Consider the following 25,346-nt stretch of genomic DNA (forward strand, 5'->3'; position numbering starts at 1 on the left):
TCTTCCGCGCAGAGGACAGATGCTCCCGCAACGGATGACTCACCGCCGCAGCTCTCCGGCCGACGCGATCCACGACCTGCTCGCCGCCGGGTGGCGCGCGCAGGCGCTGCGGACCTTCGTCGCGTTCGGCTGCCCGCAACAGCTGACCATCTACGGTCCGATGATGGCGGATGAGCTCGCGGTGCGGGTCGGCGCGGTCGCCGCCGCCTTGGAACCCGTCCTGGTCGCGTTGGAGCCCTTCGGCGTGGTGGCACAGACCGAAGGACACTACGAGCTGGGCCCGATCGGGCGCGTGCTCCTCGACGGCGAACCCGACTCGATGGCCACCGCGGTCGCCGTCGACGCCCACCCGCTGTGGCAGGAGGCCATGCAGAGCCTGCACACCACCATCCGGACCGGACGACCCCCTCACGGCGGCCTGTACGGCTACCTGGACCAACACCCCGACGTCGCCGAGCTGTTCGACCTGTACATGGCGCGGCGCACGCTGCGGACCGCGCCGGCCGTGGCCACGCACGAGTTCGGGGACCGCGTGGTGGACCTCGGCGGCGGCACGGGCATCATGCTCGCCCACATCCTGCGCGCCCACCCGCGCACCACAGGCTGGGTCGTCGAACGGGAACCCGTGGCCAAACGCGCCACCGCACACCTGGCCGAGCAGGCCGACATTCAGGGCCGCTGGGAGGTGATCGTCGGGGACATCTTCGCCGCCGGCGACATCCCGTCCGACGCTACCGACTACCTGGCGGCCAGCGTGCTGCACAACCTCAGCGACGAGGCCACCGGCGTGCTGCTGGCAACCATCCGTGAGGTGATGCCACCTGGCAGCCGGTTGCGGCTGGTGGACATGGTCGTGCCGCCCGGCGCCGCGCCCGACCCCTCCCGAGACCTGGGACTGCGGATGGCGGCCATGTTCGGCGCGGGTGAACGCAGACTCGGGCAGTACGCGGCGCTGCTGCAAAAGGCGGGCTTCCGCATCGCCGAGGTGGCGCACCCGCTGCCCTGGGGGCTGACCCTCATCACCTGCATCTCAGACGAGTCAGACGAAATCGAGGCGATGTGAGCACCACCGGGTTGAAGCCGTTCGAAGAGGTCATCGGCCGGTCGTACGGGAAGGCCGCCGGGTTGGCCGACCCATCGGCGCAATCCCCCAAGGCGCAGCGCAGCACGACGATCAGACGGATCCTGCACGGGCTCGTCCCGCCCGCCGCGTTCGCAGGACTCGGGGCGGCCCTGGCGGCAGTCTTCGGATCGGCCGGTCTGCTGGTGGCCATCGGCATCACGATCGCGATGTTCCTGCTGCAGGTGATGGCCAGCGGCGCACGTTTCGCCGAGGTGGACTGGGACACCGCAGCTCCCTACTGGCGTCGCACCTGCCTGGAGCTGCCGGATGCGTTCACCAGCACCGTCCAGCACGTGGTGAGCTCCACGCTGGCGCGGCGGCCACGCATCACCGCAATCCACCCTTACCTGCAGCCGTGCTCGTATGGCTTACCAATCAGCTCCTGCGGGCATCCTGAATGCCGCCACGCGGGGTCGGTCGTAGCTGGTCGCCGCCGCGTGTTCGTCATCGGCGCGGGCTATGTATCCAGCCCGGCCACCGAGCTGGAGGCGACGCTGCGCCACGAGATGGGACACGCCGCCGGAATCATGGCGCGGTACGCGGCCATGCTGCAGACGGCGGCCTCGGTCGGCTGGATGATCGCCGGCAGCATGCACAGCTGGATCGCGATCGGAGCGTGGTGGGCGGCCACCGCCGCCGTGGGATGGACCAACGAGCTCATCTGCGACGCCATCGCTCTGCGTGCCACCAGCGCAGCAGCATGCATCGACGGCCTGAATGCGACGAAGAGGGCGACGCGCATCCCATGGAAGCACCGGCCCCTCAACTGGCTGTACCGACTCGTGTGGTACACCATGCCTCCGCTGCCGGTCCGAATAGCGGCCCTGCGCGTGGGTGCTCTGTTCAAGCCGCGTGATCGCCGCCCCGTGACGGCCGGTTCCTCCCAGGATCCGAGGTGCTGATCGCCTCGTGGCATCTGCAGGACGGCGGGATCGATGAGGGGGACACCAGCCGTCTGGGCCGCCAGCTTGGTCTCCTTGCTGACATCGGTGCCGATGTGGTGCTCATCCAGGATGTCAAGCACTGGCCAGAACACGGCCGCCAAGGCGTGCACATGGCCGAACAGGTGCTCAGAGCGCGGGCGTATCTGGTGACCGCCCGCCGGCATGGATGTCACCTGGCGGTGTTCGTCCGCAACGGCAGCGATATCAAGGTGCTGCGGTCACGGCACGAACGTAGCGCGCCGTTCTGGCACGCTCAGGCACGGATATTCTGCAAGGTCGCCAGCATGAAGATGATCTTTGCCAGCGCGCATTTCAGCCCTTTCAGCCCCGACCTTCGGGTGCAGGAAGCACAGGCGGCCGGGGAATGGGGCAGCTTGGGCGTGGCGGAGAGCGTCTGCGGGGAGGAGTTTCTCATGCAGAGGACTTCAGGCGCGAAACACTAGTCACCGACCCAACTGCGGTCCTGGACGTTCCGTAGTGTCCTGCTCCACCCGGACGGGCCACGACTCCTGGCTCGGTGACCAGTCCGGGCTGGACCTCTGGTTGGGCGGGTCGTGACGGCGCGGGCCGCTCTACTATCGCTGGCGGCACGTCCGGCTACTCTGGCCCGAGCTGCGTTCCACACTGCCGAAAGGACGCCGATGAGCGAGCTCGAGCGCTTGGGCAGCTCCGTCGGCGAAGCCCTCGACCGCGCGGAGTCCACCGGCGACTTCGAGCCTCTCCTATCCCCTGGCCTGCTCCGCGCCGCCCGCGCCCTGGCTGCGTTGCTCGGCCCCGACGACCGCGAGTACGGCGAGCTGCTCGGCTGGTTGTACTGGTACCGATTCCAGCTGCTGCAAGACGCGCCGTCCGCTGTCGAGGAGCTTCAGACCGCGCTGGAGCTATTCGGCCAGTGCTTCCTCAAAGGCGCGGTCCTCGACACCATCCCCGAACCGCTGCTGGAGGGCATCGCTGACCTGATCGTCGCGGAGGCAGCCGACCGGCTCGCGGCCGCCTCCTCCTTCGACGAGATCTTCGGTGCCGTCTACCTGTGGCGGCGGATCGTCGACGTCACCCCGGACGGCCATCCGGAGAAGGCCGCTCGGCTCACTACCCTCGCGAGCGCGCTCCTGCTCCAGCACTCCGTCTTCGCCCAGCACCGGTTCCTAGACGAGGCAGCCGACAGCGCGGCGGAGGCCGTCCGGCGCGCCTCCGGCGACAGCCCCTCGCTGCGGCCGAGCCTGCTGGTGCTCCGGAACGTCATGCTGCTCCGGTTTGAGCGGCTGCACGACACCGCCGACCTGGACCAGGCCATCGCGGCCTGCGAACGGCTGCGCGCCCGGCCGCCCGCCGACTGCGGCGACCTGATCGACGACGAGATGCGGTTCGGCATCGCCCTTTCCGAGAGGTTCCGGCTCAGCCGCCGCACCGCCGACCTTGACGAGGCGATCGCGCTGTACCGGAGCGCGCTGGATCACGCCGGTGAACGGCATCCGGAGCTGGCGTCGATGCTTGACTGCCTGGCGGGCGACCTGTTCCGGCGGCACGAGCAGACCGGCGAGGTCGCGGATCTCGACGAGGCAGTGGCCGTCGGACGGCGTGCCGTCGGGGCAGCGGACGAGGCCATCGGCTCGCAGCTGGTCAGCAACTTCGCGCACTTGCTGCACCACCGCTTCGCGCTGTACCAGCGGGCCGAGGACTTGCGAGAGGCCGAGGCCTTGACCGAGCGCCTCACCGACGGAGACGCGGACCCGTCGATCCTCAACACCAGGGCCATGATCCTTAGGACCCGCTACGACTGGTCCGGGTCGCGCGCCGACCTCGACGCCGCGATCGGCCTGGCCCGCCGGGCGGTCGAGGCGACGTCCGAAAGCGATCCTGGCCGCTGTCCCCGGCTGCACACCCTCGGCACGGCGCTCGGCGAGGTGTTCCGGCTGACGGGCAGCATCGCGGCGTACCGCGACGCGCTTGACGCCCATGAGGAGGCCCTGGAGCTTCTGCCCTCCGGGCACGCCGACCGCGCCGTCCACCTCAACGCGCTCGCCGTCCTGCGGTTCACCAACCACGAGCGGACGGGGTCACCGGCCGACCTCGACGCGGCGATCACCGTGAGCAGGGAGGCCGCCGACGCGCCGCCGCTTGACCGGCCAAGCAGGGCCGGTCATCTCGGCAACGCCGCCCTGTACCTGACGGCGAGGTTCGAGCTGCTCGGCTCCTCGGAAGACCTAGATGATGCGCTCTCCCTGGCCCGCGCGGCGATGGCGGCGCGGCGTGAGGGGACCGTGAACAGCCCTCTGATCGACGGGATACTCGCCTCCGCCCTGGTCTCCCTCCACGACACGACCGGCGATCCAGCGCTGCTGGACGAGGCGATCGGCAGGTACCGCGCCCTTCTTGAGGTGATGATGCCGGGTCATCCCCACCGGGCACGCATCCTCGGGAACATCGCGCACGCGGTGCTGAAGCGGGCGAGGGAGACCGGTGATGCCGCGGACGAGGCCGTCACGATCTGCCGCGAGGCGGTCGCCGCGGCCAGTGACGACGGGGAGCGCGCGCGTTTGCTCAACCTCCTCGGCATCGCGCTGAGCAAGGGGAGCGACCCCGATCCGGCGGAGGCCGTCGCGGCCGCGTCCGAGGCCGTCCGGCTGACTCCGCCGGAGGTCCCCGAGGCCACCATCCGCGGGACCAATCTCGCGCTGGCCCTCAGCGAGCGGTACCGCCGTACGAGAGACCCCGCGGACAGGGACGCCGCCGCGCGGTCGTTCGCCGCAGCGGCGCGGGCGGTCGCGGGACGGCCGTCGTCCCGCATCCTGGCGGCGCGGTCGGCCGCGGACCTTCTGCACGACGGCGATCCGGCCACCGCAGCCGAACTACTCGGACTCGCGGTCGGGCTGCTGCCGGAGACTGTCCCGCACCAGATCGGCCGGGGCTCCCGGCAACGGAACGTCCAGCGGTTCGCGGGCCTGGCTGGAGACGCCGCAGCGCTCGCTCTGGCAGACCCGTCATCGCCTCCGGAGGCCCGCGGCGAACGCGCGCTCCAGTTGCTGGAGGCGGGCCGGTCGGTCCTGCTCAGCCAGACCCTCGGCACCCGCGACGACCTCGCCGCGCTGCGGGAGCTCGACCCTGAGCTCGCCGGGCGCTTCGTGGCGCTCCGGGCGATCCTCGACCGTCCGGCGGCTCCCACTGGCGCGTCGGGCCCGGATGTCACACGGTCGGCGGCCACCACCGCGATGGCGGGGCTGCTCGGCCGGATCCGGGCACTGGACGGCCTCGAGCGCTTCGGTCTCCCTCCCCGCCTGCCCGACCTGCTGGCCGAGGCCGCGCACGGCCCGGTCATCGTCTGCAACGTCAGCCGGTACCGCAGCGACGCGCTGATCGTGCACCCCGGCGGGGTGACGGTCCTGGAACTGCCGGACCTGACGCCGGGGACGCTCATCGACCACGTCAACGCCTTCTACGCCGCGGTCCGCGACACCGGCTCCGACCGTATCGCTGTCCGGCTGCGCGCGCAGACGCGGCTCCGCGAGATCCTCGGCTGGCTGTGGGAGACGGTGACCGGTCCCGTCCTGCGGACGCTGGAGGCCGGAACACGCGTCTGGTGGGTGCCCGGCGGGGTGCTGGGGCTGCTCCCGCTTCACGCGGCCGGGCCCGCCGACGCTCCCGGCGTGCTGGATCTGGTCGTCTCGTCCTACAGCCCGACCGTTGCCGCGCTGAGCCGGGCCCGCCGCAGGGCCGCGCGGGCGGGCTCGGGCCGGGCGCTTGTTGTGGCGATGCCAGTCACGCCCGGGTTCGCGGACGGCAGCCTGCCCCACGCGGGCACCGAGGCGGCCGAGGTGGCGGCGGCGATGCCGGGCACGGTCCTGCTCGGAACCGTCGCCACTCGCGAGGCCGTCCTGGCGCTTCTCGACGGCTGTTCGGTCGCGCACTTCGCCTGCCACGCCGTGAACGATCTCGCTGACCCGTCCCGGAGCAAGCTGCTGCTCCAGGATCACGCCACCGCGCCGTTGGACGTGGCGGCGCTCAACGACCTCGACCTCGCCCACGCGCGGCTGGCATACCTGTCGGCCTGCACAACGGCCGTCACCCGCACCGACCAACTGCACGACGAGGCGATCCATCTCGCGTCCGCGTTCCTGCTGGCCGGGTTTCCGCAGGTCGTGGGGACGCTCTGGCCGATCGCCGACGAGACGGCGCTGGCGGTGGCCCGCGGGTTCTACGGGCGGGCGGCGGGCACCGGCGAGGACGCGGCGCGGTCGCTGCACGAGGCGATGCTGGCCGTCCGTGACCGGGCGCCGGCGGCGCCGTCGCTATGGGCGGCCTTCCTGCACATCGGGGCCTGAACCCGGGAGCGCGGCCTTAGAGTGGCCGCGTGGAGAAGGACGCGATCGCCTACGTCTGCGAGCATTCCGATGATCTGCGGGTGATCCTGGCGGATCCGACCCCGTTGGATACCGTCCTCGACGCCGTCCGCGCCGGTGACGACCCGGCCGAGGCACGGCCCCTCCTCGACGCTCTGCACGCGGCCGTCCAGCGGGCCGGCGACGCGTTCGGAATCTTCCCCCACGATCACCGGGGCCCCGAGATGGCCACGGGCGCAGGGCTGGGGTCCGCGCGTCGACTCGAGATCTTCTTCTACTGCCCACGCGGCCGGTGCTCGCGGATCTGGGAGCCGGACCGGGATAACGTCACCGTCCCGAGCTGCGTGGTGTTCGGTGAGGAGCTCGCCCGGAGAAGATCCTGATGGGCCTGCTCGAGGAGGTCGGCAAGAAGTTCGCCGAGCGCTGGCTGACGCTGCTGGTGCTGCCCGGTGCGTTGTTCCTGTGCGCGCTGTACGCGGCCGTCCGTCTGGACGGCTTCGACTTCGCGGCGCTGGCGCGGGAGGCGGACCGGTTCGACGTCAAGAACCGTGGCGACGGGTTCGCGCTCCTGTTCCTCGTCGTGTTCGGGCTGCTGTCGGCGGCGGCCGGGCTGACCGTGTCGGCGCTTGGGACGCTGGTGGAGCGGCTGTGGCTGGCCGAGCGGTGGACGGCCTGGCCCGTGCCGCTGTACCGGGCGGCGCTGTGGCGGGTGACGGCGAGGGCGCGCGCGTGGGACGCGGCGTTCGCCGCGCAGGAGGAGTTGCGCCGCCGGTATCTGCGGGGGCTGATTCCGGGCGCGGAGCCGTCCGGGGTCACCGAACGCGATGTGCTGCGGGCACGCGCGAGAGTCACCGGGAAGTGCCCGGAACGTCCGGGACGTCCCACGTGGATGGGCAGCCGAATCCAGGCGGTCACTGACCGGTTCTGGGCAGAATGCTCCCTCGATCTGCCCAGCGTCTGGCCGTCCCTGTGGCTGTTCCTGCCGGACACCGCGCGCACCGAGCTCCGGCAGGCGCGGGAGGCGGTGACCAGAGCGGCGGCCCTGGCCGCGTGGGCGGTTCCGTATCTGGCGGTGGCGGCGTTGTGGTGGTGGCCCGCGCTGTTGCTGCCACCCGCGCTGGCGGCCGCCGGGTGGCGGCGGGGCCGCCGCGCGGCCGAAGCATACGCACTGTTGACGGAGGCGACGGTCCGGCTGCACGGGCCTGGCCTGGCCGCGAGCCTGGGACTCGTCAAGGTGGGCCCGCTGGACACGACGCTCGGCGAGCGCCTCACCCTGGTCACGCAGGGGCGCGCGTATCTGCTGCCCTTGACGGAGAGCCGTCCCGGGGAATGATCGTCGGGCGCCCGCATGGACGTGCGAGGCCCAGGGACGGCGTCACCGGACGGACTTCGCGTACCGCGCCGGGGCCTGTGCCGGTGAGCTCCCGTAATCGTTGAGCGCGCGTTCATCCGAGGCTGACCAATTGTTACTGGGTGTAGTTGAGCTGGGGGACTGCGGCCTGCCATGGCAACGCGCTTGGCCGGGGGAGAGAACGTTGCCGGTCTGCGCTGTGAGGACCACCAGGTCCTCCAGGGAGAATCCCGGCTGGCGGATTCAAGGAGCCAGCGCAGTAGCACCGCGGTGTCTCGCTCACTGCCATGGCGTTCACCGGCCGAGGCGGCGTTCCTGGCGTTGGTCGTGCTGCTGGGCCGGTGGTAGGAGTGGTTGGGATGGCTGGGCGCTTTGGACGTGGTGGCGACGGCGTTGCTCGGCGCGCTGCTGTTGCTGTCTGCGACGGGCTTGTGCTGCCTGGCTGGACAGGTGAGCCCGCTCTTTGCGGGCCTCGCGTTCAGCTTCCCTTTGCGTGCGGCGGATGGCCGATTGCGCTTCCACCGGCTGTGGCTCGGTCGAAGGTGCGCGTTGAGGGCGCTTGGCTGTGCGCTCGGTGACGGTTGTCGCAGGGTCGGTGAGGTGGCCGCGTTCGAGGAGGATCTGTCGTAGGTCCTGGGTGTAGACCGGTCGGGTGACGGCGTGGTCGTCGATGCTGTGCCGGTCACCGAACCAGAGTTCTCCTCGTCGGCGGGCGAGGTCGGCTTGGATGGCGGCCCGGTTGTCGTCGGGGAGTGCGAGGTAGGCCTCGGCCGCCTCCTGGAGCTGCGTGGAATCGGGGACGGCGGGTTGTGGTGGTTCAAGGCCGGCGATGGTGCGGGCTGCGGTGATGGAGTCGACGGCGTGCCAGTACGCGGAGTGCTCGGGGCTGCCGGGCCCGGGGTAGGGGCCGAGGATCTGGTGGGGATCGTCGGTGGTCACCTGGTGCTGGTCGCGGTAGGCGGCGACGATCCCGACGTGACGTTCCCATTGATCGCGTTGGTGCGGATCCGCGGGCGCGGGTCCGAGCGGGGTCGACCATGCTGGCCGGGTGCTGATGGTGGTGCCGGTGAGGTGCTGGACACGTGCGGAGATCAGCTCGTCTGCGTCGGCGACGTAGCGGACGAGCTGGGGGTCGCCTTCACCGGTGCGGTGACCGGTGATGAGCCAGGGCAGGGGAGTGGGCTCCGGGGCGGCACGGGACGGAGCCGGGTGCGCGGGCGCCGGGTGGTTCTGGACATGGTCGCGGATGCGCCACGCGAGGAGACGTCCCGGCGTCTCGGCGGTCAGCAGGTCGTCGTTTCGTGCGGTGACGGCGAGGAGGTGTCGGGCCGGCCAGCCGAGGGCTTCGGCCTGGGCGAGGGCGACAATGACGGACGGCCATCCGTCGTAGCCGGTGATGGCCTGCGCGAGTGGGCGGGGTAGCGTCTGGTGGGCGAGCTGGGTGTAGGCGTGCTGCGCGAGCAGTGTGGCGGCGTGCTGGCGGCGGGGGACGAGCGTGGCGAGGGAGCGGGCGTCGTCGGCGGCTCGCTGAATGCTTTCGGTCGCGGAGATCTCGTTGCCCTCGCGGCGGAGGATGTTGTGCAGGATCTCGCGGGCGGCGTATTGGCGGGCGTCGTGCCGAACCCGGTCGAGGCGGTCGTCGGGGTCGTAGGCGAGCAGTTCATGGGTGACGACGTGCAGGACGGTGCGTTGCCGGGCGCGGGAGAGCACGACGTAGAGGTTCTCCCTGGTCATCTCGGAGGTGACCAGCGGGTGGGCGGTGTCGACGGTGGAGCCTTGCGCGCGGTTGGTCGTCGTGGCGTACAGCAGCTCGACATTGGCGGCGGCGTAGTCGGCGGGCAGGTGCACGGTTCCGCGGTGCTCCAGGTGCTGTACGGTCAGCGATCCGTCGGGGTGACGGGCTTGGACGGACCAGGCGTCGCCGTTTTTCACCCAGTCCTTGCCGCGGTGGACGCGCAGCGTGCGTTCGTTGCGCCGGGTGACGATCCAGTCGCCGACGCCGGCCCGGTTGCCGTCGTGGAGCAGGACTCCATCGGTCTCGACTTGCCCGGCTTCGATGCGGTCCAGCCGGGCCTGGGCGGCCAGTGCGGTGACGTTCACACCGGTCGCGGCGGCCATAAGTGTGGTGCGTCCGGCGAGCATGTCGGCCTTCCAGCTCGCGTAGGCCTCCTCGATCATGGCCTGCCGGGAGCCTGATCTGATCCGATTCTGGGTGAGGTAGAAGTCCAGGCCGGCGGAGTCGCCGAGGCGGATTCGCAGAGTCGCCTCGGCTTCGGCGGGGTCGTTGAACCGGTAGAGGGTGGTCAGCTCGACCGCTCCGGCCTCGGCGGCGATCAGGCGCAATGCGCCGCCGGACTCGACCGCGCCGAGCTGGCGGTAGTCGCCGAGCAGACGCACGACGGCGCCGCGGTGCGCGGCGATCTGGACGAGCTTGTCCAGTGTGAGTGTGCCTGCCATTCCGGCCTCGTCCAGCAGCACCACATCGCCCGGATTGAGGGCGAACATGCGCGCTTCCTCAGGCACCGGTTGCCCTGCTTGAAGGTGGGCGGCGTAGCGTCCAACGGTGTGCTCATGGACGAACTTGTGCAGGTTTTCGGCCCGCACGCCCAGCTCTTTGCCCAGGACGTCCGAGGCGGCTGAGGAGGTGGCGAGCGCGACGAGGCGTTGCCCGGTTTGTGCGGCGACATAGGCGTAGGCGCGCATCGCGGTGGTCTTCCCGGCGCCGGCCGGGCCGAGCCCTGCCACCATCAGCCGGTCGTCGGTGGCGAACGTGGTCACGAGGCGGCGTTGCCCGGTGTCCAGCGTGACGCCGTGGGCGTCGAACTCCCGCAGCGCTGCGGCGACCTGGGTACTGGTGACTCCCACCCCGGTCGGGGTCTTGGCGGCGGCGACCAGGCGCTGCTCGGCGTCCAGGATGAGGCGGCTGGTGAAGCGGGTGGCGGCGTGTTCCTTGAACACCGAGGAGCCGTCCGAGCGCCGCAGAAGCTCCGGTTCTGTGAGCGGTGTTGTCCCGTCGACGCGTACGCACAGCGCCGGGGACAGGCATGATTCGATGACCCGGGTGACCAGTGTCCGGTGCTGTTCGGGAGAGTCCAGAGGGACCTCGGCGCGGAGGTGTCGTTCGGTTTCGGCGCGCAGGTTCCACACTGTCCAGGTGGAGCGCATCTGCGAGACACCGGTCACGATCCTGCCGGCCAGATCCGTGATGTCGACATTTGATGCGGCTGGAGATGCGGGCGTCGGGCCGTCCGGGACGGCGCTCATGAGGCGGCCGATGGCGCCAGGTCCGAACCGCTCGGTGAACGATTGTGCCCAGTCGGCGCGCATCTCCTGAAGTGAGCGCGCGGTCTTCTTGGCGTCGCGGGTTTCGAGGTTGGCTTGGCGGGCGAGGCGGTGCGCGATCTGCCTGTTGGGGTCGTGGCCGTGCTCGCGGCGGAACCGGCGCAGGAGCTGCTCGTAGCGGGCCTCGATGTCGGTGCGCCGCGAGGAGAAGAACTCGATGAACTCCAGCGGGATACCGCTGATCTCCCGGATCGGTTCCCGCTGGTCGCGGGTGTCGGATCGTGCGGTGAAGGTGACCGGGATCCGCCGGCGCAGCTCGGTCTCGAAGGCGGTGTTGTAGAACTCGCTGGCCGCCACGGTGATGCGGTACAGCGCGCGGGCGTCCAGGCTGCGCCACTTGCCGTCGACGCCTTGGACCTTGCTGGAGATGGCGACGTGGGTGTGCAGGTTGGGGTCACCGGCCCGGCTGTCGTAGTGGTCGAACATGGCGGCGATCAGGCCGTGCGTCTCGATCTGCGCGAGGCCGCCCTTGCCGGTCCGGGTGAACGCCGCGTGCTGCTCCAGCATCTCCAGCGCCGCGTCGCGGGCGGCCTCATGGGCGTGGCGGACGGCCTGCCGTACGTGCGGGCGCGTATCCAGCGCCCACAGCAGGGCGGCCGACTTGACTGGCGCGAACACCACATCGAAACCGGCCACGGCGGCCCGCGCCCGCCGCGATTCCTCGGCCTGGACGCGGCTCAACTCGGCCTGGGTGGCCGCCCGGCCGGTCTGCTGCTCGATGACCTCCAGCCGCGTGCCGACCCGGCGGGTGAACTGCTCCAGCGGCTGGTACACCGGGAACCGCGCCCCCAACGTGGCCGCGCGGACCGCCGCGTCCTGGAGCACGTCGAGCTGCCGCTCGGTCATCTCGGCCCTGAGGTGCTCAGCGAGGTAGCGCTGAATGATGGCGTCGGCACGCGGGTGCATGCCGGCTCCGTACAGGGCCTGCATCTGATCCTCGCTGACCTGCTGACCGTCCAGGCCCAGCAGAGCCGCACCCCGCCCCGTCCACCGGCCTGGGGGGTTGCCTTTGGCCGTGTAGTAGTCGGCCGCGGACTGCCCTCGTTCCCACTGCACGTCCCCGCCCGCGACCTGCCGGGTGAGGTAGGTATAGCCGTCGCCGGCCGTCAGTTTGTGGATGGTCATCAACGCGACCACCCCGATGAACCTGAACCTCGCCAGACGCGCCACCACCGGTTACAGCCATCGGACGGACGTGCCACGGCCGGCTTGCGAACCGGCCCGAATGCACGCGGCGAACGCTCCAGGGTGCCAAGGGGGAAGGCCGCCGAAGACTGTTCGACGGGCGTGCGCTTGGCGCGGCCGCGGGGCTGGTCCGCACTCGCGGCGGGTTGATGCCGCTGGAGGTGCAAGAGGTGTCTTGTTGCCTTCGCTGTGGAGGTGGGCGTCTTCGCCGTACGGGCGGACGAGTGGTGGGGGAGCCGGGGCGGGTGCGCGGGCCGGTGCGGGCAGGACGAGAGCGCGCACGCTGCGGCGGCGGAGGGCCGGCGTGCGTGTGCGTGTGGTCTGGGGCGGATGCCACAGCGGGGTCCTGCCTTGACAAGGCTCATATACATCAGTTTAAGCTTATATGATTGGTTAAGCCACTGTGTAAATGATGGTGAGGTGGGTGATTGGGGCAACGGACGACTTCTCGGCGTGCGGCCGCGCTGAGGAAGGCCAGGGAGGCCAAGGCCGCGAGGGACGCCGAACGACTGCTACGCGAGCGCCGGATCGAAGCGGCCCTCGCGGACTTCTTCGAGTCATCAAGTCTGGCGGAGCGGATCAGGCAGGACGCAGGCCGCAGAGCGGAGAGGATTCTGGCCGATGCCGAGCGCGAGGCGTGTCACGCCGATGCCGCGGCTGGCGCGGCGATTCGGGTGTTGCGTGAGCTGGGCCAGACCAATGCCGATATCGCCGGCCTGTGTGGAGTGAGCGTTCCCGTCGTCAGGAGTATGGCCAACAGCACATCCGGCGAGGTGTCCGACGATCACGACAGTCGGCGATCACAGGATGAGGTGGAGAGCCACGACGGACGCGGTCACGTTGAGGTGGCGCGCGGGCAAGTGAGCGCGGACGGTGGGCCTGCCCCCGGTCATTCAGCGGGATCCTTCGCCGCTGGTGGGGGACGCGCTGGTGATATGGGTTCCTCGTATGGCGAGAGGTGGGGAAGCTAGCGTCCGGGGGCGGAGGCGCGTGCCTCCGTCCCCGACCGTTCACCGCGAGATGGCAGAGGTACGCCATGGCGCTGTGCGTGGGCTGACCGAGGCGGTCGGCCTGACCACTGGCGCCTGGGCCGAACGGTAGTCCTCGTCACCCGGAGCTGTTCGCTGATCGGCCGCTGGTGGCGGTGCTGGTCAGGTCTTTGAGGCGTATGCCAGCGAGCGGGCAATCACCGTCGTCATGTGTGCGGAGCAACTGCGAGGATTCGGGATTGCGGGAGCGGAGCGCGACCATGGCGGTGAGGAAGACGTCGCACAGCTCGGCGTCGACGTCTTGCCAGGTATGGGGGAAGCCTTTGCGGGGGTTCTGGCCGAAGGCGCCGACCACAGCCGCGGCCTCCTCGGAGACCTTGAGGATTCGCAGAAGCAACTCGGTGTCCGACGGCTGTTTGCTTTCACCGTCGAGCCCGGCCAGGATCTGTTCGACGTTCTGCCAGATGTGGCGTCCATGACCGCGAGAGTAGCGGGCCCCATCCTGACCAAGGAGACGGAACAGAACAGGAGCGCCTGGTCCGTTCGCCGGCCGCTCCGGGGTGGCGCTCCAGCGCGGGCGGCCGGCTTCGCAGCGGTTCGCGGTGAGCAAGGTGATAGCACAGCTCCGGTGGGATGCCGGGCGGAGGCCGCGCCTGCGCCCGGCGCCCATGTTCACCAGCGGGCGGCCGTCTCCTCGGGCAGCTCCGTGGCGGAGGTCTTGGCGTTGGCGATCCACGTCGCGATCTCCGCGCGCCACGGGTCCTGCTCACCGCAGTCCGCTGCCTGGGCGGCGAGGGCGCGGAGGTCGGCGGGAGCGGGGAGCCACGCGGGACGCTCGGCGGTGGTGAAGGTCTGGAGGGTGGGGTGGTTCATGGTCGGGCTCCGTTCCGGGGCGGGAGGGGGAGGGCTCCCGTGCGGTGTTCCTGTGCCTCGATCCCCAAGCGGGCACGGCCGTGTCGCGCAACTTCCACGCCAGGGGTTCCAAGATGTTTCGGACGAAGGAGAAAGATCTTGGAACCCCGGAGCCGACGTCGGCGCAGCGCTTGCTTCGCGGAGCTCGCGGCAGGTTGCGCGACGCGGACGGGTCTGCTGCGCTCGTGGCATTGGAATGCCGTGGGGGAGCCCGCCCGGCGACCATGCGGTGCCCGGCACCCGCCCAGCCGACCGGTGCAGTAGCGACGGCCACCATTTCCTGCTTATACCGTCGGTGCCGTTGAGACAGTGGGCGTGCTGGATGTGGCGGAACCACGGCCCGGCGAAGAACGACGCCCGAGCATCGTGGTGAAACGGCAGGCGCGTCTAGGGAGGTGTTGAGGATCTCGCCTCCCCGGACGCGTCTCCGTGTCCTGTCCTCAGGCGTCGGGGAGCATTTCCAGCATGCCGCCGAAGCGCTTACGCACGGTCTGCGGGGGGAGGCCGTAGCGCAGGCAGTCCTCGATCAGGGCGGCCATCCGGTAGGACGGGGCGACCTCGGCGCATCGCTCAAGAGCGATCTTGGCCAGTGTGCCGTTCCCGTTGACGTAGGCGAGGAAGGCCAGCAGTGCCGCCGGCGCGGCGGCGTACTCGCCGATCGCGCGGCGAGTGGTGTCCTGCCACAACCGCAACTGCTGCTGGGGGTCCAGGGTGAGCAGCCGGGCCCAGGCCTCGTCGCGTACGCGAAGGTGGGTGAGGACGATCGACAGTCGCGCCGTCTCCTCGTCGGTGAGCCTGCGGTCCTCACCGATGAGGAGACGGACCAGCCGCAGCCCTTCGTCGAGCAGCAGCCGGGAGGCCGGTCCGTCGCTCAGGAACTCCTGCTGGGCGCGCTCGGTCTCGGCCGCCATCCACACCCGGTCCTCGCCCTCGACCGGCGCCACCATCACGGCCATCTCCTCGCGGCTGCGGTAGGCGACCAGCCCGGCGAAGGTGGCCTGGGCGGCCAGGTGAGAGGCGTTGATGTCGTAGGGCCGTCCTTCTGAGGGACAGCACTGCGCATCAGTGCACATCAAAGACCGCCAGCGGCCGCCGTCCACACGGACGACGTCCTTGATGGCGAGGGCGTCGGCCAGCGTGTCCCACGCCTGCGCCAGCAGCGGGACCGTCATGTCCTCGCTGCCGTAGCCGAGCAGGACCGCGGCCTCGGCGTCGTTACGAACCATGAGGTCACGCATGTGCGCCAGCAGGGCGCTGTAGTGTTCGCGCTCCACCAGATCGAAGCGCAACGTGAAACTGCTACCCGGTCCCAAGCCGATGACGACCAGCGAGTCGGTCGGGTGGAAGCCGAGCAGGTACGGCGTGATCGCGATGGCGTCGGACGGGCTGGTGATAACGAGCTTGCGGGGAAGATCCACGGCGAAGTCCTTTACATACCTCGACAGGCAACAGGAGAAGCGAGAGCGGCGGGAATCCGGCGGCCACGCGCGGCCGGAACCGTGCAGGGCAGATGGGGGCCGGTGCGCCCCGGGCGACCTCGGCCGCCCGGGGCGAATGACCGGTCAAGCCGCAGAGACCCCCGCAAGGACGGGGTCGGTCTGCGGGGTCTGGACCGAGACGTGGCGGATCTTCTCCAGGGTGAAGACGGCGCTGCCGGAGATCCACTCGCCCTTCTTGTTCTGCCAGGGCTTCTCCACCCGGACGTTGTCGGCGACGATCTCGACGAAGGCGCCGATGGCGAAGTCGCGCACCAGGCGCTCGGACATCACCGTGTCGTAGGTGACGACCTTGACGCGGGTCTCGGCGGTGGTGGGGATGCCCGCGGAGTTGTAGAAGCGGCGGGTGACCAGGACCCGCAGCTCGCAGCCGACGCCCTCGCGCAGGGAGAAGGTGCGGGGCGCGGTGATGAGGTGGCCGACGATGTGGGCGGACAGCTGGCTGTTCATGGGGGTTCCTCCCGGTCTGCTGCCGGGCGGGCCGGCCGCCCTGGGTGGCGGCCTGGGGTTGTCTGCCCCGTCCCGGCAGCAGGCGCCTGCGACGCACGCCCGCCGGGGACGCAACGGGGTGGTCCCGGCCGCCAAGACGTTTTCCGACGAAGGAGGAAAAGATCTGTGGCAGGCCGGGGATGAGCGCAGCGAAAGCCCGGTTGCCGGCCACGGCCAGTGCGGCGCAGACTGCAAAGCCGGGTCAGGGAGCAGACAGGCCACCGGCAGCGGCGGCTGAGCGCCGTTCACAACCGGACCCGACCCCGTGAGCAGCCCTGGCCTCGTCCTTACGGACGTCTCTCCTCGTCCCGTCGTCCTCGTCCGCGCAGCGGGCGACGGAGGTGCGTCTCGGAGGGGACCGTTCACTCGGAAGCATGCGGACGCGCCGCGATTTGCGCCTTCCGTGGTCAATAGGGGCTAGGTGTCTGATCGGCTACGACTCAGAACGACGGCGATCCGTCCTGTCCGACGCCGGCGGGGACCGGTGCGCTCGCCCACGGGTCGGCGGGAGCGGCGTTCCAGGAGGTGGGGGACGGCTGAGGCAGGTCCGCTGCGAGGGCTGTGGTGGCGCGCTGGGTCTTGGTCATCCTGGCGGTGGCGGTGGCCAGGCTGGGGCCGATGTCTTCGGCATCCAGCTCCACGACCGTCCGGCGCTCACCGTCCGGGGTCTCGTAGGAACGCTGCTTCAGCCGCCCGCGCACGATGACCTTGTGGCCCCGCTGGAGACTCTCGGCGACGTTCTCGCCTTGCTGTCCCCAGACATTGCAGGTGATGAACAGGGTGTCGGCGTCCTTCCACTCGCCAGTGCTTCGATCGAGGAAACGGGGGGTCGAGGCCAGGCGAACGGTGGCGACGGCTCGCCCCGAGGGGACGAACCGCAGATCGGGGTCGGCCACCAGGTTGCCGACAACGGTGATGATGGTGTCGTTACTCATGCAGATGCCTTTCGGTGTGCTGGGCTGTAGGTAGAGCAAGGTCGCCGCGCTCCGACGATGCGGAACCGAAGATGCAGGAGCCGGCAAGGGGAAATGGCGCAACCGGTATGCCGTCGAGCAGGACACGAAGGCGCCTGTCGCCTGCTTCGGTGCGCCGATGGACGTCGACCACGATCGCGTCGCGGTCTTCCCCGGCCTGCGCGCCCGAATCGGTGGGCTGGCCGGCGTAGAGGTAGACGACGATGTCACCTGCGTCGACATAGATGACCAGTACGCCATCGCGGCGCTCCAGGTGGTGTACCGACATCTCTGCGGCACCGGGCTCAGTCCCTGACGGGACCTTCGGCACGCCGTTGTCGCGAAAGCTCGGTACCTGGTCATTGCCTGGGAAACCAGCCTGGCAATCCGGTGGTAGGGAGCTTCGAACACCGAACGCTGGACCGGTATGAGGGTGAGGCATCAATATGCGACTTCCTATGCAGGGGAAGAAACGCCTCCGCCTCCGCCTGGCGGCATGCCAGGCAGAGGCGGCGACACAAGGGAAGAAGGGATCAGCTGCGGGCGGCGAGCTGGAGGACCTGCAGGGCGCGTGACTCCATCTCATGCGCGACGTCGGCGTCGGTGAGGCTCTGGGCCACCGAGGTGACCGCGTGCATCACACCCCCGGCGGTCAGATCACCGCCCTTGATGAAATGCCCCAGGATCGCGTCCTGCTGCTCCTCGGAGAAGCGCAGCTGCTGAGAGACGACCTGGATCGTCTCCGCGGGGCGCACGATGGGGACGCCGGCCTTGGCCTCCATCGTTGTGACGATCTTCCGCACGTAGGCGGGGGTGAGGAAGCGGCGGACGGCATCGGTGGTCTTGGCGGTGATGAGCTCCAGGTTCTTGCGGTGGGTTCGCCCGCTCCAGTCGATGACGCCTTCGTCGAGCTTGCCGCCCAGGTGCACCGCTCGGTGAGAGTCGGCGGTGATGGTGTACCCGTTGTCGCAGACTCGGACGACCAGGCGTGGAATGATCGCCGCGGCTCCGCATCCGGTCTCGGAGTTGGTGATGACGAACCCGCCCCAGATCACCGGGTTGGCCGCGCCTTCGGCACCGGTGAACGGGCTGCGATAGCCCTCCAGCAGCCTCGGCGCCACCACCTCGACGGCCGGGGAGAAGACCCGCACGTACATCCGCTGCTCGGTCAGATCGCACCCCTGAACCTGAATCGGGACCCCCGCTTGCTCCACGCCGTCCAGGGCCGCGGTGAGCACGTCCAGGTGGTCGACCCGCTTGTAGGAGTCCGACAGCAGCGCCCGCGCGACACCGGCCCCACCGCCCGACCCGCGGAAGGCCCGGACTAGAAACTTTTGATCACGCGGAAGCCGGTCCAGCCAGCCGTTGACGTTGGTGTCCCACAAGTCGACGGCCTCACTGCGGCATCACCGCAGGTACGAAAGATTGATCTTCAGCTTCTCCGCGATGCCCTTCTCGCACGTGACCGTCGGCCGATAGGCGCCGTCGGTGCTGGTCACACCGGTCGAGCTCAGGATGGGCTCGGCGCCGGAGATGATCAGGCGGCCGCGGTCGGCTCGCAGCGCTGTCGGCGGGGTGACGATGTCGAGTTTGCGGCCCTGCTGGTCACGCAGCAGCGCCACCAGGTCTTGCAGGTCGGCATGCCGAGTGGTGAGTTCCTCGGCTGGGGCGGGCGTGGTCATTGGTTGTGGTTCCTTCCGGTCCGGGGGAGGAGCGGAGGGCCCGCCCTCCCGGCGGAAGAACCCCTGCGGCGGCCGCCCGCGCAGGGCAATCCCGCGGTCCGGGCGGACAAGATGTTCTCCGACGCAGGAGGAAAAGATCTCTGCCCGTCCGGAACGAGCGCAGCAAGAGCGAGGATTGCCCTGCGCCAGGCCGGCGCCACACCACCACCGCCCGGGGAGGGCGCGGACCGACGCCCGAGACGACGGATGCATTAGCCTGATGGCTCCATCCGCCAGCACCATCGGAGTAGCTACTAGCTCCCCGCCTACGCCCCGGACCTCAACGCCGTCGAGGGCGTCTGGTCACTACTGCGACCAGGCTGGCTGTCCAATTTCGCCTTCTCCGCCCCGGAACCCTCATGAGCCGCATCAGACGCGGCCTACGCCACATCCAGTACCGCAGCCACCTGATCGACGACTGCCTCACCGAGACCCGCCTGACCATAGGACCTGGATGAACCATGTGACATCACGAAATCAATCTCAGTGACTTTTGCATCAGCCCTGTCTTCCTAGACCCCAGCGCGCCACCACCGGATGGACAGCTCTCACCGGGATCGCGTTCTTGGAATGCCCCTCGGCCAACTGCTGCACTGCGGCATCATCACTTTTCCGGCCAGTGAAGAAGACCAGATTCTGTGCATACCAGGGAGCTACGGAGCGGTCGTCCCACACCAGGGTCCTGATCGGGTCGAAGATTCGGTAATCGTGTTCGGCGAATGCTTCGATCCAGTAGTCTAGCCACTGTTCGTTGATGTGGCCCGGACCCCCCTGACCAGGCACCGCTGCCGAGAAGGCTACGAATTCAGCCGAACCTGCCAGGAATGTTACCAATTTCCGCCCGGCTGCATCGTCAAGATGCTCAGCCACTTCCAGGCAGAGCGCCAGGTCGTATCTCCTGCTCGGCTCGCCAAGGTTCGAAAGGTCAGCCGCACGGAACTTTTGCTTCGGGATTCTCAGCAAGGCTGGATCGACCCATTCTCCGTCCATTCCTAAAACATCGGTGATGCCCTGCCTTAGGAATTCTTCCAACCAGCCGCCGATACCACATCCGACATCGATCACCGACCTGGGATGCACCAGGTCGATGATCACCGGAACGATGACCCTTGCCGAGCTTTGCACAAGGGGAAGCCATTTTTCATAGAAGTCGTTGTCATATTTTTCCATTTGATCCCTTACTGTCGGGTATGAATGTGGCAGAGCGGGCGCCGCCGCAACGAGCGCGGCGGCTGTGCAAGGGCTGTTGAGTCCTCCGTCGGTTCATGGTCAGAGAGTCCTTCAGATATGGACACAAACTCTAGCAACTGCCAGGCCTTGGCGCTGATAGTCTGCATGCGGCTCCATCGGCGCAAGATTGATTTCCCTAACTCGCGTCGTCCACAACACGTCGCGTTGCAGCTTCGCCGACCTCCTCACCCCGGCCGAAGGCAACGACGCCAGGCTCACCGTCTGGATCACCGCCACCCGAGCCGCTGACCTGCCCCACCTGCACGGCTTCGCCAACGGCCTCGAACTCGACCGCGACGCCGTGAACGCCGGTCTCACCCTCCCGCACCACAACGGCCGAACCGAAGGCGTCAACACCCGCACGAAGAGGATCACGCGACAGATGCACGGCCGTGCCGGGTTCGGCCTCCTGCGCCACCGCATCTTGCTGCAATGAAGATCACTCAGCGCCACCACCGATTACGGGACAGAGCCGTTGGTCTTACAGTCCCTCGAGCATCGAGGCTCCCGGTGTTCAGGGCGACTTGCGAAGTCACCCCAACAACTGGAGCTTCGTTCTTTCGTGACGGTCTCCCGTCAAACCGACCCACGCCCATGACCTGCAACGACTCGTGATCACCGAGAGAACGAATCAGCCCTGGTCATCCGTTCGGTCTGAGCTCACGGAGCGGCGCTACGACAGCTTTCGCACAGCTTGCCACAGATAAGTGACCCCGGAGAACAGCTGCAGATCCAGTACTTCGTCGTCGAACTGTATGTCGAAGTGGTCTTCCAGCTCTGTCAAGAGTGTTACGGCACCCACCGAGTCCAGGCCCAGTTCGAAGAGTGACTGATCCGGAGGTATCGGATTGTCCGCAGGTATGGCCGAAAGATGTTGGCGGAGTAACGTTTCGAAGTCGCCAGGCCAGGAATTATTTGTCATGGAACCGCCTCGTCGTGACCCCGGACAGGGACTTGATAACCTTTTCTACCGCTTGGTTGTCGGTCTTGCCGTTGGCGCTCTTAGGTATGTCGTCCAGGAAGTACCATCCGGTCGGCACCATGTACTCGGGAAGGCGTTTCAGTAGTGCAGCACGCAATGCTGTCGGGTCCTCCTTGACGCCTGGACGTACTGCGCATGCCGCATACAGCCGGCTTCCCTCCATTCCCGCCACCGGGAGGGAGATGACAGCGGCCTCGGCCACTTCGGGCAATGCATTGACGGCGACCGCAACTTCGTCGAGTTCTATGCGATAGCCCCGCGACTTGACCTGGCGATCGGTACGGCCTTGAAAATGAAAGGTGCCCGACTCGTCGACGTACCCGCGGTCGCCGGTGACGTACCAGCGCTTCTGTCCGTCCGGCGAGGGAAAGTGTTTGAAGGCCTGTGCTGTTTTCTCCGGGTCCGCCCAGTAGCCCGGGCTCAGTCCGGGGCCGGCGATGCAGAGATTGCCGGGTTCTCGCACGGCGGCCCGGCTGCCGTCGGCATGCAGCACTGCCAGTTCCTCACCGGGAACGGCCTTGCCGATGGGGATCGGGTCCTGTAGGTCGGACGGCGCCTCCCGCAGCTCGTGGAAGCTGCTGGCGACAGATGTCTCGGTGGCGCCCCAGGTGTTGACGATGGTGATGTGGGGTGCGCGCTGCAGCCAGTAGGCGACCACGGATGTCGGCAGCACGTCGCCGGAACAAATGATCCTGCGCAGTTCGGGGAAGTCGCCGGGGTGCACGACTTTACGGCGCTCCATTCCGGTCAGTACGGAGGGAACGGACGTCCATTGGGTGATCCGATGCTCACGGATGAAATTCGCGGTGCGATGGGGGAGAACGTTCGCCTCGTCCGGTACGAGATGCAGCTGGGCGCCAGCCGCCAAGGTGCCGAAGATGTCGAGGACGGACAGGTCGAAATGGAAGGGAGGGTGTCCCGATAGCCTCTCGTCGGGACCGATGCGGAAGTGGTCGACCAGCCATTGGATGTAGTGAACGGCGCCGCTGTGTGTGATCTGTACCCCTTTGGGGCTGCCGGTCGAGCCCGAGGTGAAGATGATGTATGCAAGCCCGCTGAGCCCCCGCAGTTCGGGGAGCGGGGTGCTGTCCACGGCCGCCAGCTCGCTGCGGAGCAGCGGGAAGATCTGCCCCGGGGTCTCGTCGCCGAGCAGGGTTGTGCATTCCGTGATCAGATCCTCGTACGCGGGGTGCACCACCGTCCAATGCGGGGCGCTGGTCTTGAGGATTTGGGAGGTTCGTAGTGCGGGGTTCTTTCCATCCAGGGGGATGTAGACCCCGCCGGCCTTCAGTACACCCAGGATGGCGGAAACCGCCAGTGTCGATTTGGGAATGAGCAAGCATACCCGGTCGTCCGGCCGCATCCCTCGGGCACACAAGGCCCGGGCGATCCGGGTGCTCTCGGCGTCGAGCTCCCCGTAGGTCAGGGCGCCCGCTTCGTCAACGACTGCCGTCGAGTCCGGAGACTTCCGTACCCATTCCGACATCAGTGTGTGCAGACTCTCCATGGCCGCCCTTTCGTGGTTGCTAGCGGGTGATGTATGAGGAGTCGCACCCTCCCCGGTGAGTCACCAATGCGTCGTCGGGGTGGTCGAATTCGAGTCGCCACAGGGCGCCCAGCAGGGCGCGGTTCGGCGGCCAGTCGGTCTCGTCCAAAACTCCCCAGCGAGACAGCACTTTGAGGTAGAATGGATCGATGGGTACCCACTTGTCGCCATGCTTGAGTTCCGTCCAGAAGTGCCGGTTGGAAAATGGCCTGGACAGGGCGAGACCGGATGATCCGCGTACCTCGATGCCCAGTTCCCGGGCTCGGTGCTCGGCAAAATGTGCCGCCAGTCGACAATCCGCAATCTGGGCTTCGGCGAGGAATTCGAGGTCGGTTTGCAAACTGAATGGAATATGGTGATACGCTATCCTGTATAATTCGTCCACAAGCTTCTGATGGGCGGCGGAAAAATCCAGATACTCCACCCCGACGGCCGCCAGCACAAGGTCGATCTCGAAGTGGTGGGGCGCGCGTTCCCTGACTGCCGTGACCTGGTGGTTGTTCCGCACCGCGGCGGCTAGTTCGAACTCGCATGATCCGTCGTGGCCGGGATCCGGGCACTTTCCCTGAACGTTCACGGTGCGCTGTATCTTTTGTGCATGTGATCCCTCGATCAACGCGCGGGACATGGCTTTGAGCGCGGTCTTCTGGGGGGAGGGGACCCCCAAGATCAGCACGATGTTGCGAAGGTCCATGCTGTCGAAGAGGAAAGCCTCGCCGCCGGGTCCGGGTCGATGCGGGAGTCCCAGTTCCAGGAACTTGTCGAAGACCTCGTCGGGTATTCGATAAAAGCGCCTGACTCGTTCCGTGGACTCGGTGAAGTTTCGGAGACTGTCCGGGATGCGATGGATGCGGTCCATCAGGGTTGTCATGTCAACCATCGACAGTTCCATACCGCCATGATGCGTATCGGAAGAAGCGCGGGCAACGGTCAATGTGGGCATAGCCGTTCGCCTAGGTCCCATGTGCGATCGCGCAGAGAGTGTTGATGCGCGGGCGGATGGTGGAATGTTTCCAGCGAAACGTAAGATATCTTTCTTGGATGTCCCGGAACTTGACGGAGACAGTGCTTTGCGCGCAATCATCCTTGCCGGCGGGCGTGGGTCGAGGCTTCGGCTCGCTCACCGCGCACCGCGGACCTGGCAGTGAAGGACTGGGCCGTGGCGGATGTCCCATTTTGACGAGTATGCAGTAGGCAATGAAATCCAGGGAGTGAGTGACATCGGCAGCGTGAAGACTGATCTCTCGCAGCAAGGTTCAGGTATCGGGGCACACGCTGCCTTCCTGGCGGAAGGCAACCGCCTGCTGCGCTGTCAGGACCCCGTGCTCGCTGAACTGCTGGACCAGGAGATCGCTGACCAGTGCGATAGGCTGGCCATGGTCGCCCACGCGAGTCTGGCCCATGCGTCCGTCCTGTCGGCGGCTGGCTCAGCGCTCGGCAACGTGACGGTCGAAGGATATGCGAAGTCCCGTTATCACCCCGGCAGCCGAGCCTTCGATGGCGTCGAGGAGTTGGCCGTGGAACGGGCGAAGACGGTCTTCAAGGCGTCGTACGCGAACGTGCAGCCCCACTCGTGTTCGTCGGCCAACCTCAGCGTGCTGTTCAGCCTGCTCTCCCCTGGCGACACATTCCTGGGCCTGGACTTGGACGCCGGGGGACACCTGACCCATGGCGCTCCGGCGTCGGTGACCGGCCGTCACTTTCAGGCGCTGAGCTATGGGCTGGACGCACAGGGTTTCATCGATTACGACCAGGTCGCCAAGCTTGCCCGCAAGCATCGTCCGAAGGTGATCATCGCCGGAGCCAGCGCGTACCCACGGACCATCGACTACTCACGCTTCCGTTCGGTGGCCGACGAGGTGGGCGCCTATCTCTTGGCCGATATCTCGCACATCGCGGGGCTAGTGGCGGCTGGGCTGCACCCCAGCCCCATCGACGTCGCACACATCACGACCACCAGCACGTACAAGCAACTTGGTGGTCCGCGCGGCGGGCTCATTCTGATGGGCCGCGAACGGGACACGGTAGGCCCGGACGGCAGGACGAAGCTGACAGCGCTGATGCAGAAAGGGGTCTTCCCCCGCTCGCAGGGTACACCCAATCCTGCGGCCATCGCGGCGAAGGCTCGGGCCCTTGCGCTGGTGGCGAGGCCGGAGTTCAAGAAGCTCGCGGTTCTCATCGTGGACAACGCGCGCTCCCTGGCGGCGAATCTGATCACCATGGGACATAATGTCCTTACCGGCGGAACCGATAACCACATGGTCCTTCTGGACCTCTCGGGGCAGAACCTCACTGGCGTCGTGGCCGAGCAGTCCCTGGAGTCCTGCCGGATCCTCGCCAACCGGAACCGGATCCCCGGAGACACCAAACCTCCGCTCGTTGCCAGCGGGCTGCGCTTTGGCAGCAACATTGTTTCCCAACGCGGCATGGGGACGCCTGAGATGAAGGTGTGCGCAGACCTCGTCACATCGATTCTGTCCAATGTGACCTTGCTCGATGACACGAAGTACGTGCTCAACCCCGCAGTCCGATCGGCAGCGAGGGACGCCGTGGAGGATCTGTGCAGTCAGTATCCGGTGGATGTGTACCGGACACTTCTCTAACTACTGAACTTGGATTGGGCGATGTCCAGGGCTTGATCAAGTCCCCGAGCGCGGCGATCACCCGTCGTTGGCGCGAGAAGGTGCCCGCGGCGATCCGTCCGCGGTTACGGATCCCAGGGACAGCCGTCCGAAGGATCCAGGGA

General features: G+C 68.0%; 20 protein-coding genes and 1 pseudogene. 8 read left to right on the forward strand and 13 right to left on the reverse strand.

Annotation, left to right across the window (positions count from 1 at the left end; all coding sequences use genetic code 11):
* Window positions 1-19 precede the first annotated feature (19 nt).
* From ABZU32_RS06245 to ABZU32_RS06270, 6 genes are all read left to right on the forward strand, one after another.
* Entirely contained in the window at window positions 20-1,063 is a 1,044-nt protein-coding gene (locus ABZU32_RS06245; protein WP_354917857.1) for a methyltransferase, read from the forward strand.
* Window positions 1,060-2,025, forward strand: coding sequence for a hypothetical protein (locus tag ABZU32_RS06250; RefSeq protein WP_354917859.1), 966 nt, complete (start codon window positions 1,060-1,062; stop codon window positions 2,023-2,025). Before ABZU32_RS06245 ends, ABZU32_RS06250 begins: the two co-directional genes overlap by 4 nt.
* Window positions 2,019-2,510, forward strand: a complete 492-nt coding sequence (locus ABZU32_RS06255; protein WP_354917862.1) for a hypothetical protein — start codon at window positions 2,019-2,021, stop codon at window positions 2,508-2,510. The genes ABZU32_RS06250 and ABZU32_RS06255 overlap by 7 nt, the downstream gene beginning before the upstream one ends.
* A 198-nt stretch (window positions 2,511-2,708) precedes the next feature.
* Entirely contained in the window at window positions 2,709-6,386 is a 3,678-nt protein-coding gene (locus ABZU32_RS06260; RefSeq protein ID WP_354917865.1) for a CHAT domain-containing protein, read from the forward strand.
* Window positions 6,387-6,415: 29 nt separating this feature from the next.
* On the forward strand, window positions 6,416-6,787 hold the full coding sequence (locus tag ABZU32_RS06265; protein ID WP_354917869.1) for a hypothetical protein: 372 nt from the start codon (window positions 6,416-6,418) through the stop codon (window positions 6,785-6,787).
* The gene (locus tag ABZU32_RS06270; protein WP_354917872.1) at window positions 6,787-7,737 is read left to right on the forward strand and encodes a hypothetical protein; all 951 of its coding nucleotides are present in this window, start codon (window positions 6,787-6,789) and stop codon (window positions 7,735-7,737) included. Before ABZU32_RS06265 ends, ABZU32_RS06270 begins: the two co-directional genes overlap by 1 nt.
* 312 nt (window positions 7,738-8,049) lie before the next feature.
* Here the strand turns inward: ABZU32_RS06270 and mobF are convergent, their stop codons facing one another.
* From mobF to ABZU32_RS06320, 10 genes are all read right to left on the reverse strand, one after another.
* Entirely contained in the window at window positions 8,050-12,222 is a 4,173-nt protein-coding gene (gene mobF / locus ABZU32_RS06275) for a MobF family relaxase (protein ID WP_354917875.1), read from the reverse strand.
* A gap of 1,167 nt (window positions 12,223-13,389) precedes the next feature.
* Window positions 13,390-13,881, reverse strand: coding sequence for a MazG-like family protein (locus ABZU32_RS06280; protein WP_354917878.1), 492 nt, complete (start codon window positions 13,879-13,881; stop codon window positions 13,390-13,392).
* A 62-nt stretch (window positions 13,882-13,943) separates the two neighbouring features.
* Window positions 13,944-14,144 carry a hypothetical protein gene (locus ABZU32_RS06285; RefSeq protein WP_354917881.1) on the reverse strand — a complete coding sequence of 67 codons (201 nt, stop codon included), beginning with the start codon at window positions 14,142-14,144 and terminating at the stop codon, window positions 13,944-13,946.
* Between the two features lie 479 nt (window positions 14,145-14,623).
* Window positions 14,624-15,601, reverse strand: coding sequence for a DUF4192 domain-containing protein (locus ABZU32_RS06290; protein ID WP_354917883.1), 978 nt, complete (start codon window positions 15,599-15,601; stop codon window positions 14,624-14,626).
* 144 nt (window positions 15,602-15,745) lie between these two features.
* Window positions 15,746-16,129 (reverse strand): hypothetical protein, encoded by a 384-nt coding sequence (locus tag ABZU32_RS06295; protein WP_354917886.1) that lies wholly within the window; start codon window positions 16,127-16,129, stop codon window positions 15,746-15,748.
* 479 nt (window positions 16,130-16,608) lie between these two features.
* On the reverse strand, window positions 16,609-17,103 hold the full coding sequence (locus tag ABZU32_RS06300; RefSeq protein WP_354917889.1) for a single-stranded DNA-binding protein: 495 nt from the start codon (window positions 17,101-17,103) through the stop codon (window positions 16,609-16,611).
* Window positions 17,096-17,410 (reverse strand): hypothetical protein, encoded by a 315-nt coding sequence (locus ABZU32_RS06305; RefSeq protein WP_354917892.1) that lies wholly within the window; start codon window positions 17,408-17,410, stop codon window positions 17,096-17,098. Before ABZU32_RS06305 ends, ABZU32_RS06300 begins: the two co-directional genes overlap by 8 nt.
* 244 nt (window positions 17,411-17,654) lie before the next feature.
* A complete protein-coding gene (locus tag ABZU32_RS06310) occupies window positions 17,655-18,506 on the reverse strand; it encodes a DUF932 domain-containing protein (protein ID WP_354917895.1) in 852 nt (283 codons plus the stop codon).
* A gap of 21 nt (window positions 18,507-18,527) precedes the next feature.
* Entirely contained in the window at window positions 18,528-18,803 is a 276-nt protein-coding gene (locus ABZU32_RS06315; protein WP_354917897.1) for a hypothetical protein, read from the reverse strand.
* A 537-nt stretch (window positions 18,804-19,340) separates the two neighbouring features.
* A complete protein-coding gene (locus ABZU32_RS06320) occupies window positions 19,341-20,012 on the reverse strand; it encodes a class I SAM-dependent methyltransferase (protein WP_354917900.1) in 672 nt (223 codons plus the stop codon).
* A gap of 229 nt (window positions 20,013-20,241) precedes the next feature.
* Between ABZU32_RS06320 and ABZU32_RS06325 the strand changes: the two are divergent.
* Window positions 20,242-20,508 (forward strand): annotated as a pseudogene (locus tag ABZU32_RS06325) (transposase); the annotation flags it as partial.
* A gap of 237 nt (window positions 20,509-20,745) precedes the next feature.
* Here the strand turns inward: ABZU32_RS06325 and ABZU32_RS06330 are convergent.
* From ABZU32_RS06330 to ABZU32_RS06340, 3 genes are read right to left on the reverse strand one after another with little or no spacing between them, the layout of a single operon-like run.
* Window positions 20,746-20,994 carry a phosphopantetheine-binding protein gene (locus ABZU32_RS06330; RefSeq protein WP_354917903.1) on the reverse strand — a complete coding sequence of 83 codons (249 nt, stop codon included), beginning with the start codon at window positions 20,992-20,994 and terminating at the stop codon, window positions 20,746-20,748.
* A complete protein-coding gene (locus ABZU32_RS06335; protein WP_354917906.1) occupies window positions 20,984-22,561 on the reverse strand; it encodes an amino acid adenylation domain-containing protein in 1,578 nt (525 codons plus the stop codon). Before ABZU32_RS06335 ends, ABZU32_RS06330 begins: the two co-directional genes overlap by 11 nt.
* 19 nt (window positions 22,562-22,580) lie before the next feature.
* The gene (locus tag ABZU32_RS06340; RefSeq protein WP_354917909.1) at window positions 22,581-23,492 is read right to left on the reverse strand and encodes a transglutaminase domain-containing protein; all 912 of its coding nucleotides are present in this window, start codon (window positions 23,490-23,492) and stop codon (window positions 22,581-22,583) included.
* Window positions 23,493-23,766: 274 nt separating this feature from the next.
* Here ABZU32_RS06340 and ABZU32_RS06345 point away from each other — a divergent pair, with 274 nt between their 5' ends.
* The gene (locus ABZU32_RS06345) at window positions 23,767-25,203 is read left to right on the forward strand and encodes a serine hydroxymethyltransferase (protein ID WP_354917912.1); all 1,437 of its coding nucleotides are present in this window, start codon (window positions 23,767-23,769) and stop codon (window positions 25,201-25,203) included.
* The last annotated feature ends 143 nt before the right edge of the window (window positions 25,204-25,346 follow it).

Origin of the sequence: Sphaerisporangium sp. NPDC005288 (assembly GCF_040607475.1) — a bacterium.
GTDB classification, from domain to species: Bacteria; Actinomycetota; Actinomycetes; order Streptosporangiales; family Streptosporangiaceae; genus Sphaerisporangium; species Sphaerisporangium rhizosphaerae.

Coding starts and splice junctions, on each gene's coding strand:
- ABZU32_RS06245 (WP_354917857.1), top strand. CDS start 20: ATGCTCCCGCAACGGATGACTCACCGCCGCAGCTCTCCGGCCGACGCG.
- ABZU32_RS06260 (WP_354917865.1), top strand. CDS start 2,709: ATGAGCGAGCTCGAGCGCTTGGGCAGCTCCGTCGGCGAAGCCCTCGAC.
- ABZU32_RS06270 (WP_354917872.1), top strand. CDS start 6,787: ATGGGCCTGCTCGAGGAGGTCGGCAAGAAGTTCGCCGAGCGCTGGCTG.
- mobF (WP_354917875.1), bottom strand. CDS start 12,222: ATGACCATCCACAAACTGACGGCCGGCGACGGCTATACCTACCTCACC.
- ABZU32_RS06285 (WP_354917881.1), bottom strand. CDS start 14,144: ATGAACCACCCCACCCTCCAGACCTTCACCACCGCCGAGCGTCCCGCG.
- ABZU32_RS06295 (WP_354917886.1), bottom strand. CDS start 16,129: ATGAACAGCCAGCTGTCCGCCCACATCGTCGGCCACCTCATCACCGCG.
- ABZU32_RS06300 (WP_354917889.1), bottom strand. CDS start 17,103: ATGAGTAACGACACCATCATCACCGTTGTCGGCAACCTGGTGGCCGAC.
- ABZU32_RS06305 (WP_354917892.1), bottom strand. CDS start 17,410: ATGTCGGTACACCACCTGGAGCGCCGCGATGGCGTACTGGTCATCTAT.
- ABZU32_RS06315 (WP_354917897.1), bottom strand. CDS start 18,803: ATGACCACGCCCGCCCCAGCCGAGGAACTCACCACTCGGCATGCCGAC.
- ABZU32_RS06320 (WP_354917900.1), bottom strand. CDS start 20,012: ATGGAAAAATATGACAACGACTTCTATGAAAAATGGCTTCCCCTTGTG.
- ABZU32_RS06330 (WP_354917903.1), bottom strand. CDS start 20,994: ATGACAAATAATTCCTGGCCTGGCGACTTCGAAACGTTACTCCGCCAA.
- ABZU32_RS06335 (WP_354917906.1), bottom strand. CDS start 22,561: ATGGAGAGTCTGCACACACTGATGTCGGAATGGGTACGGAAGTCTCCG.
- ABZU32_RS06340 (WP_354917909.1), bottom strand. CDS start 23,492: ATGGAACTGTCGATGGTTGACATGACAACCCTGATGGACCGCATCCAT.
- ABZU32_RS06345 (WP_354917912.1), top strand. CDS start 23,767: ATGTCCCATTTTGACGAGTATGCAGTAGGCAATGAAATCCAGGGAGTG.